Here is an 18,853-nt window from a genome sequence, read left to right as displayed (position 1 = left end):
AAGTTAGCGGCTCTCGTAAAACTTCTGGAAGACGGCGAGGGTTTCATCACTGACGTGATGTTCCAGGCCTTCAGAATCCCGGCGGGCAGTTTCCGGGCTGACACCTAACGCCAGCAGGAAAGTTTCAACAATATGGTGACGTACGCGGCTCGCTTCAGCCAGCTTTTCACCTTCAGGCGTCAGAAACACACCGCGATAAGGAACCTGTTCCACCAGACCGGTGGTGCCTAAACGCTTCAACATTTTTGCCACGGTGGGCTGTGAAACGCCGAGGCGCGCGGCCATATCGACCTGGCGGGCTTCACCAAATTCACGAATCAAATCAGAGATTAACTCTACGTAGTCATCAATAAGTTCACGTCGATGCGCTTCGCGCACCTGGCGAAATCCTTCGACATGCTCCTCTATATCTTTAAGCGGCCCCTGGGGCGTATTGGTGGCGCTCTTTGCACGACGACTCATTCAGCTTCCTCTTTATTATCTGCCGCACTTTACCTGCGGTGCGGGCCTGGCTGCGCTCATTGTAAACCAGGCACAAATAAGCACAAATTTTTCCTAAATAGTGTTGGCTAAAGAGTATAGCCAGTGCTATCTTTGTTCGTAATGTAAGCGAATAGCTTATTTAGGAGGCAACGATGAACGCACCCTATTTGCTGCTACTCCTTTTCCTGCTGTTTATCGCAGGTTTGTGCTTACTGTTACGTCGTTATTCATTCGGGAGGTGAACATGACCACCATGAAAAACTGCCTCGACTGTGGCAAATGCTTCCAGGTTGAGCAAAGCAAACCGGCTTTTGAGCTGAAATCGCTGCTGTGCCTGTTTAAACGCTCGCCTTTTGCCCTGCGTCTGATGCTGATTGAAAAGCTGACCGGCAAACAGCTGACCGAGCGCCCTTGCCCCAATCTCATCTGGCGCGGCTGATTCATCCATAAATTTCTTCTCAGGATCCGTTTCCTCAACGGATCCTTTGCACGATCTCACATTTTGTTACCTTTTTAGTCCTACTCTTTCTATTGTTATTGAACGAATTTCCGATCCCTGCGCTCACTGTGGCTGAATCGCTTCAGGCACTGACATAACTTTACCTTCAATAACGCTTAAACGATTAGGCTGCTAACTTTTAGCTTGCAACCTGTTGTGACGTCTGATTAATCTCCTCATAACAAAAAATTACATACTTATAACAAAATCAACCCAGGGTGGGTTTTTCGTAAGGAAGATTAGCAATGTCACTTAAAAAGCCTGAAGAGCAACCATCGGGCAGGAGACGATTTTTACAAAAATCGCTCTCGCTCATTCCCCTCGCCGCCGCAGCCAGTTCCGGTGTGGTGTCACTCTCCTCCCCCGCTGCCGACAAGCCGCAAGGCGTGTTATCCGACTATGTTCCCGCTTACTTCAACGATAAAGAGTGGAAATTTCTGCTCGCCGCGCTGGATCGCCTGATCCCTGCCGATGCCAACGGTCCTGGCGCCGTCAGTGAAGGTGTACAGGTGTTTATCGATAAGCAGATGGAATTGCCCTACGGCTATGGTCGCTTGTGGTACATGCAAGGCCCGTTCGCCGATTCGATTCCGGAAATGGGTTACCAATCCCATCTGGTGCCACGCGATACCTATCGGTTAGGCATCGCCTTAGCTGACCAGCACTGTCAGCAGCAGTACCAAAAAGATTTTTATCAACTGGAAACGGCGCAACAGGAAGAGGTTTTGCGTGCGCTGGAAGCCGACAAACTGCATAACGATGCCATTCACGGCAAGCTGTTTTTCGAGCAACTGCTGGAGAACACCAAAGAGGGTTATCTCGCCGATCCGATTCACGGCGGCAACCAAACGCTGGCCTCGTGGAAAATGATCGGTTTCCCCGGTGCACGTGCGGATTTCGTCGATACCGTACAGCAGCCTAATAAACCCTACCCTCTTGGCCCAGTCAGCATTTCCAGTAAAAGGAGCGTGTAATGGCGGCAGTAAAAAAAGCGCCCGTCGATGTGGTCATCGTCGGGTTCGGCTGGACCGGTTCGCTCATGGCGATGGAACTGGCCAGTTCTGGTTTGAATATTGTGGCACTGGAGCGCGGCGAAAATCGCGATACCTACCCCGACTTCTCCTATCCGCGTATTGCCGATGAACTGACTTATGGCATTCGTTTAAAACTGTTCCAAAACGCCTCGAAAGAGACCGTGACGGTTCGTCACACTACGCAGGAAACCGCGCTGCCATATCGTCGCTTCGGTTCCTTCCTGCCCGGTGATGGTGTGGGCGGTGCCGGTACCCACTGGAACGGTCAGCTGTGGCGTCCGCTGGAAGCTGATTTAAAAATGCGCAGCACAGTCATCGAAAAATACGGTGCTGACTTCATTCCTAAAGACATGACGGTGCAGGATTACCCCTTCTCTTATGCCGAGATGGAGCCCTATTTCGATAAGTTTGAGAAAATTTGCGGCGCGGCCGGTCAGGTCGGTAACCTCAACGGTGAAACCGTCGAAGGCGGTAACCCGTTCGAATCTCCGCGTAAAAATTGCTATCCCACCAAACCGTTAAAAACGCTGTATGCCGGCGAATTATTCTCTAAAGCCGCAAAGCAACTGGGCTATCACCCCTTTGAGTGCCCTGCAGCCAACACCACCGAACCCTGGACCAACCCTTACAACGTGCAACTTGGCGTGTGTAACTACTGCGGTTATTGCGAACGCTTCGGCTGTTTCAACTACTCCAAAGGTTCACCGCAAAGCTGTGTTATCCCTGCTCTGAAGCCGTTTAGTAACTTTGAGTTGCGCACGCAGGCGCACGTGATTCGTGTTAATACCGACAGCAGCGGTAAAAAAGCCACTGGCGTCACCTATATCGATGCGCAAGGTAATGAAGTCGAGCAACCGGCCGACCTGGTGATCCTCAGTGCCTTCCAGTTGCACAATGTGCGCTTACTGCTGTTGTCAAAAATCGGTAAGCCATACGATCCACAAACCGGTGACGGCGTGGTGGGCAGAAACTATGCCTATCAGATGACCGGCGGTATCAAGCTGTTCTATGACAACGACAATTGGTTCAATCCATTTGCCGCCACGGGTGCCACCTCCACCGTTATCGATGATTTCAATGCGGAAAACTTCGATCACAGCAAAGTCGGCTTTGTTGGCGGTGCCACCATTTCTGCGGCCTTCTCCGGTGGACGTCCCATCCAGCAGATGGGCATCCCTAAAGATGCGCCGCGTTGGGGTTCCGGCTGGAAACAGGCCATCAAAGATAATTATCTGCACAACATGAACGTCGGCTCGTCGGGTTCGGTGATGCCATATAAGCAGTGCTACCTCGACCTTGATCCTACGTACCGTGATATCTACGGCCAACCGTTGCTGCGTATGACCTTTGACTGGCAGCAGAATGAACTGAAGATGACCAACTTCATCAAAGATAAGGCCGAGGAGATCGTCAAGGTGATGAATCCTAAGCACTATGAAGTGGGCTTCAAAACGCTCAACAGCCATTACGATGTCCGCCCTTACCAATCAACGCACACCACCGGTGGTGCAGTGATGGGCGACGATCCGCGTACCAGCGTGGTGAATAAGTTCCTGCAAAGCTGGGATGTACCGAACGTATTCGTTACGGGCGCATGCTGCTTCCCGCAAAACCTGGCATACAACCCAACCGGGATTGTCTGTGCCACCGCATTATTCGCGGCGGATGCGATTCGCAACCGCTATCTGGCTAAGCCTGGTCCGCTGGTTCAGGCCTGATAAGGAGCGTTATAGTGAAATTTTCCGCACTCTTTTTCGCTCTCGGCGGCGCACTGATCAGCCACGCCGCATCGGCCGCGACCAATGCCTCGGTTAAGCAAGGCGAGTATCTGGCCAAAGCGGGCGATTGTGCCGCATGCCATACCGCAGCAGGCGGGCAACCTTTCGCCGGTGGGCTCAAAATGAGCACGCCGATTGGTGCCATATACTCCACCAACATCACGCCAGATAAAACGCACGGCATTGGCGACTACAGCTACGACGACTTCGTCAAAGCGGTACGTGGCGGTGTAGCGAAAGATGGCAGCTCGCTCTACCCCGCCATGCCGTTCCCGTCGTATGCCAAAATCAGCGACAGCGATATGCACGCGTTGTATGACTACTTTATGCAGGGTGTGAAACCGGTGAGTCAGGAGAATCGCAAAAGTGATATCCCCTGGCCGCTCAGCATGCGTTGGCCGCTGGCGTTTTGGCGCTGGACCTTTGCCGATGACAGCACTTACGCTCCTGTAGCCGGCCAATCGGCACAGTGGCAGCGCGGTGCTTATCTGGTGCAGGGGCTTGGTCACTGTGGCTCATGCCATACGCCTCGTGGCATCGGCTTCCAGGAGAAAGCCATGGATCAGAACAGCAAAGGCTATCTGACCGGCGGCACACTGGAAGGCTGGCATGCGCCAGATCTGACCGCCAGCCCGGCAGCGGGTTTGGGCAGTTGGTCTGAGCAAGATATCGCCACCTTCCTGAAAACCGGCGCGAATAAGCAAGGCGCTGCCTTTGGTTCGATGACGGATGTGATCGCGCACAGTACCCAGTATCTCAGTGATGAAGATCTGAATGCGATTGCCGTTTATCTGAAGTCTTTACCGGCTGCGGATAACACCGCTGCACCACAGGCCAGCGATGCGACGTCGCAAGCGCTGTTCAAAGGGGATGTCAGCCAGCCAGGCGCGCAGGTGTACGTGGATAACTGCGCTGCCTGCCATCGTACGGACGGTAAAGGCTATGCCAGTACCTTCCCGGCGCTGGCACACAATCCGGCCTTGTTGAGTGAAGACCCGTCATCAGTAATCAGTGTGATTCTGAAAGGCGGCCAGCGTGCGATTACGCAACAGGCGCCGACCGGTTTCACCATGCCAGATTTCGCCTGGCGCCTGGATGATCAGCAGGTCGCTGATGTCGCTAACTTTATTCGCAATGGATGGGGTAACAAAGCGGCACCGGTAACGGCCGATCAGGTGAAGAAGATCCGCGCCACGCTTCCTCCCGCCCCGCAAAAGTAAGCATAAAAAAACGGCCCGTAAAGGGCCGTTTCTTGTGGAACTCTGGTCTAAGCAAAAACTTAGAAGCTGTAGCCTACGCCAGCAATCCAGGTGCCTACGTCTACGCTACGGATACGGCTCTGCTCGTAACCCACGTCAACAGCAACGTTCTGGATTGGGTTGAACTGCATGCCTGCGCCGTAGGAGAAACCGTAATCGCTGGTGTCAGATTTAGACTGTGCAGCAGCGTCATTCGCCTGGTATTTACCGTAACCGATACCGACCACGCCGTAGATGCTTGCCCAGTCGTTCAGACGGTAAGCAGGACCACCGGTGATGCCGTAGTACTGGCCTTTGTTGTAAACGCCAGCGTCAGTGCGGTCTTTCTCGGTGTAGGTGAAAGAACCGATCCAACCCAGTGGGTTAGTACCATCTTCGTAACGGTATTTCAGGTTGAAGCCGTTTGCTTTGTTAGCAACGCCCTGATAATCGCTCTGCGCGTAACCAGCAGAAACGGTGCTCTGCGCCATGGCTGAACCTGCTGAAACTGCCAGTACACAAGCCAGTGCTGAAAGACATGCAATTTTTTTCATAAACCACCTCAAATGTGAATATACTTCTCTCCTGACAACGCTGAAAATATAACAAAAATTAGCAAGAAACTCTGCCCGCTATTTGTTGTCTAAGAGATTGTTTGGTGTAACAGAAAGTTAATGAAGTTTCCTATGTCATTCATTTTACTTATAAAAAGCATCATCTTTCTGCAACAATATTTCGGACAACAAATAATGCGTTTAAGGATATTCCTAAACTAACCTGACATTTCTTTACTTAAATGGCCCGAAAAACGGTTATTTTCCAGGCTGTCACCGCATTTATTTTCCCTCTTACACGCCTCCTTATTTCCTGAAGATTCCTTTACACTGACGTTTTGTTGCTGTGTTGTTAATCACTACAGGATTGAATTACAGGATGTCTACGCCTCTGACGAACACCAAAATGGTCCCGGTTTTGTTCCCGATTGCCGTGCTACTGATTGCTATGCTCTCGCTCCAGGGCGGTGCTTCATTGGCAAAATCGCTGTTCCCCAGCGTGGGGGCGCCGGGCATCACCGCACTGCGCCTCGGATTGGGCACCCTGATTTTGTGTGTCATCTTTAAGCCGTGGCGTTTACGATTTACCTCTGCACAGCGCAAACCGCTCTTGATGTACGGTCTGGCGCTGGGTTGTATGAACTATCTCTTCTATTTATCCATTCGCACCGTGCCGCTGGGCGTTGCCGTTGGCCTGGAGTTTCTCGGCCCCTTAACCCTGGCATTGGCCGGTGCGCGACGTCCGCTCGATTTCCTTTGGGTGCTTCTGGCGGTCACCGGTTTGTGGTTTCTGCTGCCGATTGGTGATGGCATCAGCCATATCGATCCGCTGGGTGCGCTGTTAGCCGTGGGAGCCGGTGCCTGTTGGGCGGTCTATATCCTGGCGGGGCAACGCGCCGGTGCGGAGCATGGCCCAGCAACCGTTGCCATGGGATCGTTAATTGCCTCGGTGATCTTTGTTCCTCTTGGATTAACCTTTGCGGCACCCGGCATCTGGCACTGGGAAATTCTGCCCCTGGCGCTGATTATCGCCCTGCTCTCCAGTGCCATTCCTTATTCACTGGAGATGATGGCCCTGACCCGTCTGCCCGCTCGCATTTTTGGCACGCTGATGAGCCTGGAACCCGCGATGGCAGCGCTTTCCGGGATGTTGTTCCTCGGGGAATTACTGACGCTGAAGCAGTGGATCGCGCTGCTGGCCATTATTGCCGCTTCGGCGGGTTCGACACTCACCATGAAACAGAAGAGTGCCAAAATAAGCGAAGTGGATATTAATAACCCGCAATAAATAATGCCAAATTCAGCCTGTTAAGCTGCAGGCTGAATATATAAGCATTCTCATTCCCATTTTTTTCATCGCAAGTTCCCTCTTTGTTATTATTTTGCAACATCATTGATAAACAATTAACACGGACCATAATCACCTGTTATATAAGACAAATAAATTAAACGCTCAATTCCCGCGCAACATTAAGGTTTATCTATTCCTGTCATCGGTTTAAACAATCCGGCATAGCCAAAAAACTGCTGCTATACTTATTCCCGTGCTTGATTAGGACAACCATCAATTAGAGGATATTAATGATGAGTACCGCAAAACTGGTTAAAACTAAATCGTCTGATCTCATTTACACCCGTAATGATGTTGCTGATAGCGATAAGAAAGCGACCATCGAGGTGCTCAACCGTCTGGTAGTGGAGTTTATTGATCTGTCACTGATCACTAAGCAGGCGCATTGGAATATGCGCGGCGCCAACTTTATCGGTGTGCATGAAATGCTGGATGGCTTCCGTACTGCCATCACCGATCATCAGGACACCATTGCAGAGCGTGTTGTACAGCTCGGCGGCGTGGCGCTGGGTACCACTCAGATCGTCAACGACAAGACGCCATTAAAAAGCTATCCGCTCAACATCCATACCGTTCAGGATCACCTGAAAGCCCTTGCCGATCGTTACGCGATTGTCGCGAACGATACGCGTAAGGCCATCAGTGAAGTAAGCGATGAAGACACTGCCGACATTTTCACGGCAGCATCGCGTGATTTGGATAAATTCCTGTGGTTCATCGAATCCAACATCGAATAATGTCAGTTACAGCGAAGGCGGGATATCCCGCCTTTTTTTATATCTGTAACATTTTGGTGCTTTTTTTGACGTTGTTAACAAAATCTTAATCCTGCCTTTCCCTTGCTCAGCCCTTGGTGCACACTGTGCCTGCACCACCACAGTACGATGCACTATTTTGGTGACCCATATTAGTGCAGACTTTTCGACTACAGCAAAATCGCTTCAGCCAGGCCCTGCATCCTGCTGATTTCGACCAAAATGAAAAGTTGGCATAATTTTTTCATATGAATAGCCGTACATCAGGCCATCAGGTCTGAAGGGTAATAAGGAAAATAATGATGAAGTCTTTGATTAAAGTCTCCGTGGCAGCCCTGGCGCTGGCCTTCTCGCTTTCTTCCACTGCAGCAGATAAGAAACTGGTCGTTGCGACCGACACCGCATTCGTTCCTTTTGAATTCAAACAGGGCAACGATTACGTTGGTTTCGATATCGACCTGTGGGCCGCTATCGCCAAAGAACTGAAGCTGGATTACACTCTGAAGCCAATGGATTTCAGCGGCATCATCCCAGCACTGCAAACCAAAAACGTTGACGTGGCTCTGGCCGGCATCACCATTACCGACGAGCGCAAAAAAGCCATCGACTTCTCTGACGGCTACTACAAAAGTGGTCTGTTAGTGATGGTGCGTGAGAACGAAAACAACATCAAAGGCATCGACGATCTGAACGGCAAAGTGGTTGCGGTGAAGAGCGGTACCGGTTCTGTTGATTACGCAAAAGCGCACATCAAGTCTAAAGATCTGCGTCAGTTCCCGAACATTGACAACGCCTACATGGAGTTGGGCACCAACCGTGCTGACGCCGTGCTGCACGACACGCCAAACATCCTGTACTTCATCCACACCGCCGGTAAAGGTCGCTTCAAAGCGGTTGGCGAGTCTATCGAAGCTCAGCAGTATGGTATCGCTCTGCCAAAAGGCAGCGATGACCTGCGTAACCAGATTAATGGCGCGCTGAAAACCCTGCGCGACAACGGCACGTACAACACAATTTATAAAAAATGGTTCGGCAGCGAGCCAAAATAATTCCGGCCTAAGCCGATTTTTCCAGCAGGGAGCTTAGTCTCCCTGCTTTTTACATTTCCATTGCAACAGATTTTGGAGTTACACCATGGAGTTTGACTGGAGCGTCATTTGGCCAGCCCTGCCGATTTTGATCGAAGGCGCCAAAATGACCCTGATAATTTCCGTACTCGGCTTAATTGGCGGGTTAATCATTGGTTTAGTCGCCGGTTTCGCGCGCGCGTACGGCGGATGGATCGCCAATAATATCGCGCTGGTGTTTATCGAGCTGATCCGCGGTACACCAATCGTGGTGCAGGTGATGTTTATTTACTTCGCCTTACCGATGGCCTTCCCGGACCTGCGTATCGATCCGTTTACCGCCGCCGTGGTCACCATCATGATTAACTCCGGTGCCTATATCGCGGAAATCACGCGTGGTGCCGTGCTGTCGATCAACAAAGGCTTCCGTGAAGCAGGCCTGGCGCTGGGTCTTTCCCGCCGTGAAACCTTACGTTACGTCATCATGCCGTTGGCACTGCGTCGTATGCTGCCGCCGCTCGGTAACCAGTGGATCGTGAGTATCAAAGATACCTCGCTGTTTATCGTGATCGGCGTGGCGGAACTGACCCGTCAGGGCCAGGAAATCATCGCCGGAAACTTCCGCGCGCTGGAGATCTGGAGTGCCGTTGCGATTATCTATTTGGTTATTACGTTGGTGTTGAGCTTTGTACTGCGCCGTATTGAGAAGAAGGTGAAAATCCTGTGATTGAATTTAAAAACGTCTCTAAAAACTTCGGCCAGACCAAAGTCCTGCATGACATCAACCTGAAGATCAATCAGGGCGAAGTGGTGGTGATTATCGGGCCATCTGGCTCAGGTAAATCGACCCTGCTGCGCTGCATCAACAAGCTGGAAGAGATCACTACCGGTGACCTGATCGTTGATGGCATGAAAGTTAACGATCCTAAAGTCGATGAGCGTCTGATTCGTCAGGAAGCGGGCATGGTATTCCAGCAGTTCCATCTGTTCCCGCAGATGAGTGCGCTGGATAACGTGGCTTTCGGCCCGATTCGCGTGCGCGGTGCGAAGAAGGACGACGCACAGAAACTGGCACATGAACTGTTGGGTAAAGTCGGCCTCGCCGAGCGTGCGCACCACTTCCCTGCCGAACTGTCCGGTGGTCAGCAGCAGCGTGTTGCCATTGCTCGTGCGCTGGCGGTGAAACCGAAGATGATGCTGTTTGATGAGCCAACCTCTGCACTCGATCCTGAACTGCGCCATGAAGTGCTCAAGGTGATGCAGGATCTGGCCGAAGAAGGCATGACGATGGTCATCGTAACGCACGAAGTGGGCTTTGCTCAGAAAGTGGCTTCGCGTCTGATCTTCATTGATAAAGGCACCATCGCGGAAGATGGCAATCCGGATGAGTTGATCACCAACCCACCGAGCGATCGTCTGCGTGAGTTCCTGCAGCACGTGTCATAAATGCCGAGGCGGCTGTAAAGCCGCCTCTTCTTCCGTAAAGAAATTTCCTTTCAGAATCTTCACCTTCCATCACTGACTATACTTTTTCTCTTGTGCCGTTGTGCGTTGCTCAAGGAGAAGGTCATGTCGTTTGCCCGCCCATCATGGTGCCCTACCATATGGATGCTGATCTGTCTGTTCCTCGTTCCCACCGCAAACGCGGTCAATCTACCGCAGGCCGCCGTCGCCGCTCAGCAAACGTCAACGCCCGCTGCCAGCACCCCCGCTGCAGGTGAGCCAACGCTGGAAGATAAAAAAGCCGCTTATGCCGCGCTGGCCAATATTCTGGAAAATAACGACTCGCGTCAGGAACTGATCGATCAGTTGCGTCAGGCCGCCACCAGCAAAGCCAATAATGAACAGCCGGTATTGGCTCCACCGCAGGCCGAACAGGAAGATCCCACGGTACTGGAGAGCGTCACCAACGTTACACGCGAATATGGAGGCGCCGTTGCCTCGCAGTTTGTCCGTTTGCACGACAACATCGTTAACGCGCCGCACAAATCCTTTAATCAGCAAACCTTCTTCAATGCACTGAAGTATTTCGCCGGGCTCGCCGCTGCCGTTTTTGCTTTCTACTGGTTCACGCGGCTGATGATGTATCCCGTGTGGCAGCGCATGGGCCGCTGGGGGCGCAATCATAATCTGGATCGCACCAAGTGGCTGCATCTGCCTGCCGCCATTATCGTCGCCTTTCTTCTCGACTTAGTGCTTCTGGCGCTGACGCTGTTTGTTGGTCAGATCATCAGTGACAACTACCACAACAACAACCGCACCATTGCCTATCAGCAGGGGCTATTCCTCAATGCCTTCGCGTTGATTGAGTTTTTCAAAGCGGTGTTGCGATTGATATTCTGCCCACGCTTCCCCACCCTGCGCTTCTTTCATCTTTCCGATGTGCGTGCCGCTTACTGGAACACACGTCTTAGCTGGCTCAGCGGCATCATCGGTTATGGTTTGCTCGTGGTGGTGCCGATTGTCGGCAATCAGGTGAATATGCAAATCGCTGCGTTGGTGAATGTGTTGATCATGTGCATCATGACTGGCTGGGCGCTGTGGCTGATTTTCCGCAACCGACGCAATATCCACGACGAGTTATCGCGTTTGGCCGATCGCAGTATGAGCTTCTTTGCCTTGTTTATCCGCGCCTTTGGTATGGTGTGGCATTGGCTGGCGAGTGCCTACTTTATCGCGCTGTTCCTGTTCTCGATCTTCAATCCGGGTGACAGTCTGAAGTTTATGATGTCGGCCACGGTGCGCAGCATGGCGATTATTGTTATCGCCGCGCTGATTTCCGGCATGCTAACGCGCTGGATTGGCAAAACGCTGACGCTGTCGCCGGATCTGCGCCGTAACTATCCGGAACTGCAAAAACGCGTCAATGATTGGGTCAAAGCGCTGCTAAAACTGGCGCGTGTGATCACCGTGTTCGCCACGCTATTGCTGCTGCTCAATGCCTGGAATCTGTTTGATCTCTGGCACTGGCTCACGCTGGGAGCCGGGCAGAAAATGGTGGATGTGCTGATTCGTATCGTGATGATTTTGCTGCTCTCCGCCATCGGCTGGACGCTGCTGGCCAGCCTGATCGAAAGCCGTCTGGCTTCGGATTCACACGGAAGGCCGATGCCCAGCGCACGTACGCGTACCTTACTGACGCTATTCCGTAATGCGCTGGCGGTGGTGATCAGCACCATCACCATTATGATTCTGCTGTCAGAAGTGGGTGTTAACATCGCGCCGCTGCTGGCGGGTGCCGGGGCGCTCGGTCTGGCGGTGTCGTTCGGTTCGCAAACACTGGTGAAGGATATTATCACCGGTATCTTTATTCAGTTTGAGAACGGCATGAACACCGGCGATTTGGTGACCATTGGCCCGATCACCGGCACGGTGGAGCGCATGTCAATTCGCTCCGTCGGCGTGCGTCAGGATACCGGCGCATATCACATCATTCCGTGGTCTTCGATTACCACTTTCGCCAACTTTGTGCGCGGTATTGGCTCGTTTGTCGCCAACTATGATGTAGACCGCAGTGAAGACACCGAGCGTGTGAATGCGACCTTGCAGGCAGCGGTGAAGGAGTTGCTGGAGAATCCGGATATTCGCGGCATGGTGATTGGCGAACCGAGTTTTTCCGGACTGGTGGGCCTGACCAACCAGTCCTTTACCGTGCGCGTGTCGTTTACCACCCAACCGCTGAAGCAGTGGACAGTGCGTTTTGCGCTGGATGACAAGGTGAAGAAGCATTTTGATGCTGCAGGGATTAAAGCGCCGCATCAGACGGTGGAAGTGATGCAGACAGGCAACGATGTGGGTTCCGCGGCCACGCTGGCAGCGCTGCCGCCGCCCAATCCATCATAAAAACACGTTGGTTGAAACCTTAGGACACCGGATTAAACGCTTACATTCGCGGGCTAAGACTCGCCCCTGCATCCGAACACATGCAGGCTGCAGCCTTTAACCGTCAGTCTCAACGCGAGAACTCAAGTGGGAAATTTCCAGTGCTCGCCTCAATGTTCAACCGATGTGGACTACGGTCTTGAGTCCGTACGATTCAGCACAAGTATTTAAATGAGCGATCCCGAGTTCGCACCCACTAACGACACAATGTGGAATGTGGCCTCAGGATTCGCTGGTTCAGCGCGCGAAGCGTTTAGTGCGCGCGGCTGGCGGCAGGAATGTCCAGGCGATAAAGCGGCTCTGTTTCTGCCCCTGTGCCATCTCGATGATGCGCACTTCCTCAACCTCGAGATCGCGCAACTGATCGCGCAACGCAGGCAGGTTCTCTTTGCGCGAAACCAGTGAGGTAAACCAGACAATGCGGTCGGCATAAGCCACGCTTTCATCGATCATCTTACCCACGAACTGGCGCTCGCCGCCCTCGCACCACAGTTCCTTGTGTTGACCGCCAAAGTTAAGCGGTGCATCTTTGCCTAAGCCCAGATTTCGCGTTTTGCGCTGACCGACCATCGCCGCTTCCTGCGCCGAACCGTGGAACGGTGGATTACACAGCACCGCATGATAGCGTTCATTTTTGTGCACCACACCGGCGAAAATGGCGGACTCGTCTTTCTGACGACGCAGACGCACGCCGCGCTGCAAGCCGGGATTGCTCGCGACAATCTGGTTTGCCGCCGTGATGGCTTCCGCCGTGATATCGGTGCCGGTAAAGCGCCAGCCGTACTCCGCATGCCCGATCAATGGATAAATAAGATTTGCCCCGCAACCGATATCCATCACATCGACATCGCGTGGCACTTTGCCGCCGTTGTCACTGGCCAGCAAATCAGCCAGCGCATGCACATAGTCAGCACGGCCCGGTACGGGTGGCGTCAGGTAGCCTTCCGGTAGCTGCCAGTTCAGGTTATAAAACAGCTTAATCAGCGCCTGATTGAGCAGCATTACCGCTTCAGGATCGGCAAAATCCACCGACAACTCGCCGTAGCCATTTGGACGGACTTTCACCGCCAGCGGCGGATGAGCCGCGGTCAGAGCAGCAAAATCATAACGGCCCTGATGGCGATTACGGGGATGGAATGGCGAGGTGGCGGTTGGCTTGTTCATAGATTCTCCGGATAGTAGCGCGGGCGTAAGATACGCTGGATGGCGGCATCGCACAATCCGCTTACACGATTATCTGTATTGCATTTAAACCTGATATCCCAAAATTGAGTCCAAAATAATTCGTGCTGCAGCAAGCTGCCGTTATGGTCATCCGCTAGCGTTTCCTGATGATAGCGACAGGAATGCCATAACAGCGTTGCGGTGCGAAGTTTAACAGACGAGCCAGGAGCGCTAATGCGACAACGTTATACTTATCAGCCAAGGAGCGGGCATGGTTTGCCACACGATCCGCTGAACGCCATTGTTGGTCCTCGCCCGATTGGCTGGGTGAGTTCGCTGAGCGCCAGTGGCCAGCGCAACCTGGCCCCGTACAGTTTCTTTAACTGCTTTAACTATCATCCGCCGATTATTGGTTTTGCCAGCAGCGGCTGGAAAGACAGTGTGCGCAATATCAGTGAAAGCAAAGAATTCGTCTGGAATCTGGCCACGCGCCCGCTTGCCGAAGCGATGAATGAAAGCTCTGCGTCAGTACCGCCTGAACAAGATGAGTTCGCGCTGGCGGGATTGACGCCGATTGCCGCCTCGCACGTGAACGTCAGTATGGTGGCAGAGAGCCCGGTGAACTTTGAGTGCCGTCTGACGCAGCTGATTCGCCTGCAGGATGTGCAAGGCACTGAACTGGAGAGTTGGCTGGTGTTGGGTGAAGTGGTGGCAATTCATATTGATGAGACGCTGCTGGAAGATGGCATTTACCAGACCGCTAAGGCACAACCTATTCTGCGAGCCGGCGGCCCATCGGCGTATTACGGCATCAGTGAGGATTTGCGGTTTGATTTGGTGCGCCCGGATGCGCGCCGCGGTTAAATTTTGTGGGTTGACGGTTACGGTTGGACTGCGGGTTGGACTGCGGGTTCGAATGCAGTTTGAATGCAGTTTGAAACACAAGTTTGGATTGCTGACTGAAATGCGGGTTGGCTTAAAACCGAGTTAACGCTGGCTGGGGGCGCAGGGGGTCTGGCGTCCTCGCGCCGCTGACGCGGTTCCCTCACTTCGTTCGTCTGCCTCACGGAACGGCGGGGATGGCACATCCCTGTGCCGCCCCGCCTTTCGCCCGCGTCCTGCGGGCTATCCTGGCAGACTCACTCTGCTCGGCGCTGCGGATTGCCTGCCCCCCTGCGCCCCCAGCCTGCTCATAAACTTTCATGCGTTTTGTTAAAGGCACTTTCATTCCCATAATCTTCAGTGTGTTTGTCACCAAGCTTATTTCTGTCCATAAGATTGAATTTGTGATGCTAATGAGAGCATCAGCCGACTCATAAACTTCAACCAATAAGAGCTCACATTGGCTCACAAACTTGAATGCGAGTTGATAAATACCGCACAAGTGTTAGTGGCCGTAGCACCTCTGATGCTGCAAGGGCTATCCGCAACGCTGAAGCTTTTACATTGGGCCGGGAGATCCACGCAGGGATGACCCAAATTTTACAATCTGCTGATGAGCTCAAGTGAATGCTGTTGAAAGGGGCACAATATTTGAGGCCGTAGCACCTCTGATGCTGCAAGGGCTATCCGCAGCGCTGAGGCTTTTACGTTGGGCCAGGAGATCCACGCAGGGATGACCCAAATTTTACAATCTGCTGATGAGCTCAAGTGAATGCTGTTGAAAGGGGCACAATATTTGAGGCCGTAGCACCTCTGATGCTGCAAGGGCTATCCGCAGCGCTGAGGCTTTTACGTTGGGCCAGGAGATCCACGCAGGGATGCGTGGATCAGTTCGGGGCCGACCAGGGATGGTCGATCCCCGAACGTTCCGTCGGCACGACGTGGAAGCCGAGGGCACCGCGCCAGCGGCGCGAGGACTGCCCGGCAGCAGCAGAGGTGCTACGGCCCGCACCCACATGCATTCAGCAGTTAAGCAGTTAAGCAGTTAAGCAGTTAAGCAGTTAAGCAGTTAAGCAGTTAAGCAGTTAAGCAGTTAAGCAGTTAAGCAGTTAAGCAGTTAAGCAGTTAAGCATAACTTAAAGGCTCTCAACTAGCACCGTTCTTCATCACCTCAACCGCACGGGCAATTTCCGGTGCCAGCCAGCGATCTTCCTGCCAGTTCGCCACCTCTGCCCGCAAACGGCGCAACGCCTGTTTCGTCCCTTCCGCCAACTCCGCCTCGCCATGGAAATCCAGCGCCTGCGCCGCCAGCAAATACTCAATCGCCAGAATCTGCCACACATTCCCCACCAGCTTCAGCAGTTTCAACGCAGCTCCCGTACCCAAGCTAAGATGATCCTCCTGCAAACCCGAGGTCACGTAATTATCCAGCACCGCCGGTTGTGCCAACTGACGGTTCTCCGCACACAACGACGCCGCCACGTACTGCGCAATCATCATGCCGGAATTCACGCCCGGCTGCGCCACCAGGAACGCCGGTAAACCGCTGACCAGTGGATTCACTAAACGATCCAGACGTCGCTCCGCAATGCTGCCAACCTCCGCCATGGCAATGGCCAGTAAATCGGCCGCCATCGCCACCGATTCACCGTGCGGATTGGCCTGCGACACCACACGCCAGTTATCCACGGTGCCGAGTACCAACGGATTATCGGTACAGGCATTCAACTCGGTATTCACCTGGCGCGCCGCGTGATCAAACTGATCGCGGCTGGCACCGTGCACCTGCGGCATCGAGCGTAAGCTCAACGCATCCTGCGTGCGCACACCCACGCTTTTTGCCAGCAGTGGGCTGTCGCTCAGCAACTGACGCAAACGCAGGCCACTCACTTGCATGCCAGGACTGGCTTTCAGCGCAATCACTTCGGCATCAAACGCCACTAACTGCCCGCGCAGCGCCTCAAAGCTCATTGCGCCGGTCACGTCGGCCCAATCCAGCAAGCGCATCGCATCATCCAGCGCCAGACAAGACAACCCGGTCATACACGGCGTGCCGTTCACCAGGCTCAAGCCCTCTTTCGCGCCAGGTCGATAAGGCGTTAATCCAGCCTGCGCCAGCGCTTGCTCTGCAGACACGATCTGTTGCTGATACTCAACATCGCCCACGCCAATTAGCGCGAGTCCGATATGCGCCATATGGCTGAGATAGCCCACTGAACCTTGCGACGGCACCTGCGGCGTAATCTGATGATTCAGCAGCGCCAGCAAATGCTGCACCAGTGCCACGGAGACGCCCGATTTGCCATGGCTATAGTTCGCAATCGCCGCACACAGAATGGCACGCACCTGTTCACGCGCCAGTAATGGGCCCACGCCACAAGCGTGACTCAATAGCGTATTACGTGACAACTGGCTCAGCTGCACTTCCGGCAAAGTGATATTGCACAGCGCCCCCAGCCCGGTATTGATGCCATAAGCGATATGCCCGCTGGCCACAATCTGCTCGACGATCTCACGCCCCTGAGCAATACGCTGCCAGGCGCTGGCGCTTAACGTCAGTTCGGCATTGTGCCGTGCCACCTGCACGACATCCTGCCAGGAAAGCGTTTCATCGCCCCACACTAATGTCATGCTGGTTGCTCCGTGTGATGGCTCTGATGGCTGGAGATAAACTGCTTAAAGCGCTGCGAGCCTTGTGCGCCAAACATCTCTTCTGGCGTCCCCTGACAATCAATGGTCCCCTGATGCATAAACACCACCCGGTTGGAAACGTTACGCGCAAAGCCCATTTCGTGCGTCACCACCAACATGGTGCGCCCCTCTTCCGCCAGGCTGCGCATCACTTTCAATACTTCGCCCACCAGCTCGGGATCAAGTGCTGAGGTTGGCTCATCAAACAGCATCACTTCCGGGTCCATCGCCAGTGCGCGGGCAATCGCCACACGCTGCTGCTGGCCGCCGGAAAGCTGTGCCGGATAAAAATCTTTGCGATTCAACAGGCCAACGCGATCCAGCAACTGCTCCGCCTGAGCGATGCAGCTTTTCTTATCGCGCTTCAGAACATAGTGCGGCCCTTCAATCACGTTTTGCAGCACCGTCATGTGCGACCACAGGTTAAAACTCTGGAACACCATGCCCAGACGCGAGCGCAAACGCTCTATCTGTTTAGGATTGGCCGCCAGCTGATGACCACGCGCATGGCGCTTCATCTCAATGGTTTCACCACCGACGCTCACCACGCCAGCATCCGGCGTTTCCAGCAGGTTGATACAGCGCAATAAGGTACTTTTACCCGAGCCGCTGGCGCCGAGAATTGAGATAACATCGCCTTGATGCGCCTGCAGCGAAATGCCTTTCAGTACTTCCATTGCGCCAAAGGATTTATGGATATCGGTGGCGCTTAAGGTTACGGGGGATGTGGATTGCATATCACTCTCCGGCAAGCGGTTTAACGGCGGGTAACGGCTTTTTTTCAACGCGATGCACCGGGGTTAAACGGCGTTCTAACAACGCGTAAAGCTGGACGATAATAAAGTTGAGGATCAGATAAATGGCGGCGGCGCAGATAAACACTTCCATGGTGCGATAGGTACGCTGAATGATCTGCTGCGCCACACCAGTGACATCCCACACAGTAACCAGACTGGCCAGCGCCGTGGACTTCACCAGCAGGATCGCTTCGGTGGAATACGCGGGCAATGCATAACGCAGCATGATGGGCGCGATGATGCGACGCAGTAGCAGCCAGCGCGACATGCCGCAGGCCAACCCGGCTTCGACCTGTCCGGGCGGCACCGCCAGCAAGGCACCGCGCAGGATTTCAGCGGTGTAAGCCGCGGTGCACAGCGACAGTGCCAATACCGCGCAGGTAAAGGGCTCGCGCAGGAACGGCCAGACAAAGCTATGGCGGATCACGCCAAATTGCCCTAATCCGTAATAGATCAGGAACAGTTGGATCAGCAGCGGTGAGCCGCGAAACACCAGAATGTAGCCGCGCGCAAAGCCGCTCAGCACCCGCCAGCGGCTCATGCGCAGTGACAGAATGCCGATAGCGAGAATGCCACCGCAGAGAAAGGCACTGATAAATAGGCCGAGCGTCACCGGCAGCGCGGCGCTCAGCTTGAGAAAGGTATCGGTCAGAAAGGCGAAGTCAATCATACTGCTGC

The 18,853-nt window shown here is 53.6% G+C and carries 17 protein-coding genes; 11 read left to right on the top strand and 6 right to left on the bottom strand.

The genetic code is table 11. The features are described 5' to 3' along the window. Positions 1–3: 3 nt before the first annotated feature. A complete protein-coding gene (mntR, locus tag AC6I8L_RS06390) occupies positions 4–462 on the bottom strand; it encodes a manganese-binding transcriptional regulator MntR (protein WP_034820884.1) in 459 nt (152 codons plus the stop codon). Between the two features lie 265 nt (positions 463–727). On the opposite strand from mntR, the gene AC6I8L_RS06385 reads away from it, so the two are divergent. The 4 genes from AC6I8L_RS06385 (at position 728) to AC6I8L_RS06370 (ending at position 5,014) form a co-directional block, all read left to right on the top strand. Then, positions 728–922: a hypothetical protein gene (locus tag AC6I8L_RS06385; protein WP_045814029.1), complete on the top strand. Its 195-nt coding sequence runs from the start codon at positions 728–730 to the stop codon at positions 920–922. A 305-nt stretch (positions 923–1,227) separates the two neighbouring features. Continuing rightward, positions 1,228–1,956 carry a gluconate 2-dehydrogenase subunit 3 family protein gene (locus AC6I8L_RS06380; RefSeq protein ID WP_058961952.1) on the top strand — a complete coding sequence of 243 codons (729 nt, stop codon included), beginning with the start codon at positions 1,228–1,230 and terminating at the stop codon, positions 1,954–1,956. Beyond that, on the top strand, positions 1,956–3,734 hold the full coding sequence (locus tag AC6I8L_RS06375; RefSeq protein ID WP_058961951.1) for a GMC family oxidoreductase: 1,779 nt from the start codon (positions 1,956–1,958) through the stop codon (positions 3,732–3,734). The genes AC6I8L_RS06380 and AC6I8L_RS06375 overlap by 1 nt, the downstream gene beginning before the upstream one ends. Positions 3,735–3,745: 11 nt before the next feature. Next, entirely contained in the window at positions 3,746–5,014 is a 1,269-nt protein-coding gene (locus AC6I8L_RS06370) for a c-type cytochrome (RefSeq protein ID WP_058961950.1), read from the top strand. Positions 5,015–5,073: 59 nt separating this feature from the next. On the opposite strand, the gene ompX is transcribed toward AC6I8L_RS06370, so the two are convergent. Beyond that, positions 5,074–5,586 (bottom strand): outer membrane protein OmpX, encoded by a 513-nt coding sequence (gene ompX, locus AC6I8L_RS06365; protein WP_034820897.1) that lies wholly within the window; start codon positions 5,584–5,586, stop codon positions 5,074–5,076. Positions 5,587–5,965: 379 nt separating this feature from the next. Between ompX and rhtA the strand changes: the two genes are divergently transcribed. The 6 genes from rhtA to ybiO all read left to right on the top strand — a co-directional run bounded on the left by rhtA (position 5,966) and on the right by ybiO (position 12,602). Next, positions 5,966–6,874, top strand: coding sequence for a threonine/homoserine exporter RhtA (rhtA, locus tag AC6I8L_RS06360; protein ID WP_058961949.1), 909 nt, complete (start codon positions 5,966–5,968; stop codon positions 6,872–6,874). A 296-nt stretch (positions 6,875–7,170) separates the two neighbouring features. Further along, positions 7,171–7,674, top strand: coding sequence for a DNA starvation/stationary phase protection protein Dps (dps, locus tag AC6I8L_RS06355; RefSeq protein WP_038647945.1), 504 nt, complete (start codon positions 7,171–7,173; stop codon positions 7,672–7,674). 320 nt (positions 7,675–7,994) lie between these two features. Then, positions 7,995–8,741 (top strand): glutamine ABC transporter substrate-binding protein GlnH, encoded by a 747-nt coding sequence (glnH, locus tag AC6I8L_RS06350; protein ID WP_058961948.1) that lies wholly within the window; start codon positions 7,995–7,997, stop codon positions 8,739–8,741. Positions 8,742–8,826: 85 nt separating this feature from the next. Continuing rightward, positions 8,827–9,486: a glutamine ABC transporter permease GlnP gene (glnP, locus tag AC6I8L_RS06345; protein ID WP_038647949.1), complete on the top strand. Its 660-nt coding sequence runs from the start codon at positions 8,827–8,829 to the stop codon at positions 9,484–9,486. Next, positions 9,483–10,205, top strand: coding sequence for a glutamine ABC transporter ATP-binding protein GlnQ (gene glnQ, locus AC6I8L_RS06340; protein WP_058961947.1), 723 nt, complete (start codon positions 9,483–9,485; stop codon positions 10,203–10,205). Before glnP ends, glnQ begins: the two co-directional genes overlap by 4 nt. Before the next feature lie 162 nt (positions 10,206–10,367). After that, positions 10,368–12,602 carry a mechanosensitive channel protein gene (gene ybiO, locus AC6I8L_RS06335; protein ID WP_236699787.1) on the top strand — a complete coding sequence of 745 codons (2,235 nt, stop codon included), beginning with the start codon at positions 10,368–10,370 and terminating at the stop codon, positions 12,600–12,602. Positions 12,603–12,878: 276 nt separating this feature from the next. On the opposite strand, the gene rlmF is transcribed toward ybiO, so the two are convergent. Beyond that, on the bottom strand, positions 12,879–13,805 hold the full coding sequence (gene rlmF / locus AC6I8L_RS06330; protein ID WP_058961945.1) for a 23S rRNA (adenine(1618)-N(6))-methyltransferase RlmF: 927 nt from the start codon (positions 13,803–13,805) through the stop codon (positions 12,879–12,881). Between the two features lie 234 nt (positions 13,806–14,039). Between rlmF and AC6I8L_RS06325 the strand changes: the two genes are divergently transcribed. Next, complete coding sequence (locus AC6I8L_RS06325) at positions 14,040–14,669, top strand: flavin reductase family protein (protein WP_038647961.1); 630 nt, start codon at positions 14,040–14,042, stop codon at positions 14,667–14,669. Positions 14,670–15,833: 1,164 nt separating this feature from the next. On the opposite strand, the gene AC6I8L_RS06320 is transcribed toward AC6I8L_RS06325, so the two are convergent. From AC6I8L_RS06320 to AC6I8L_RS06310, 3 genes are read right to left on the bottom strand one after another with little or no spacing between them, the layout of a single operon-like run. Further along, positions 15,834–17,318 (bottom strand): HAL/PAL/TAL family ammonia-lyase, encoded by a 1,485-nt coding sequence (locus AC6I8L_RS06320; RefSeq protein ID WP_058962212.1) that lies wholly within the window; start codon positions 17,316–17,318, stop codon positions 15,834–15,836. After that, complete coding sequence (locus AC6I8L_RS06315; protein ID WP_034820922.1) at positions 17,315–18,115, bottom strand: ABC transporter ATP-binding protein; 801 nt, start codon at positions 18,113–18,115, stop codon at positions 17,315–17,317. Before AC6I8L_RS06315 ends, AC6I8L_RS06320 begins: the two co-directional genes overlap by 4 nt. A gap of 1 nt (position 18,116) precedes the next feature. After that, positions 18,117–18,845, bottom strand: coding sequence for an ABC transporter permease (locus AC6I8L_RS06310; RefSeq protein WP_034820924.1), 729 nt, complete (start codon positions 18,843–18,845; stop codon positions 18,117–18,119). Between the last annotated feature and the right edge of the window lie 8 nt (positions 18,846–18,853).

The sequence above is a fragment of the Type-E symbiont of Plautia stali genome (genome assembly GCF_059731115.1).
This window is presented reverse-complemented; position numbering and strand designations above follow the sequence as displayed.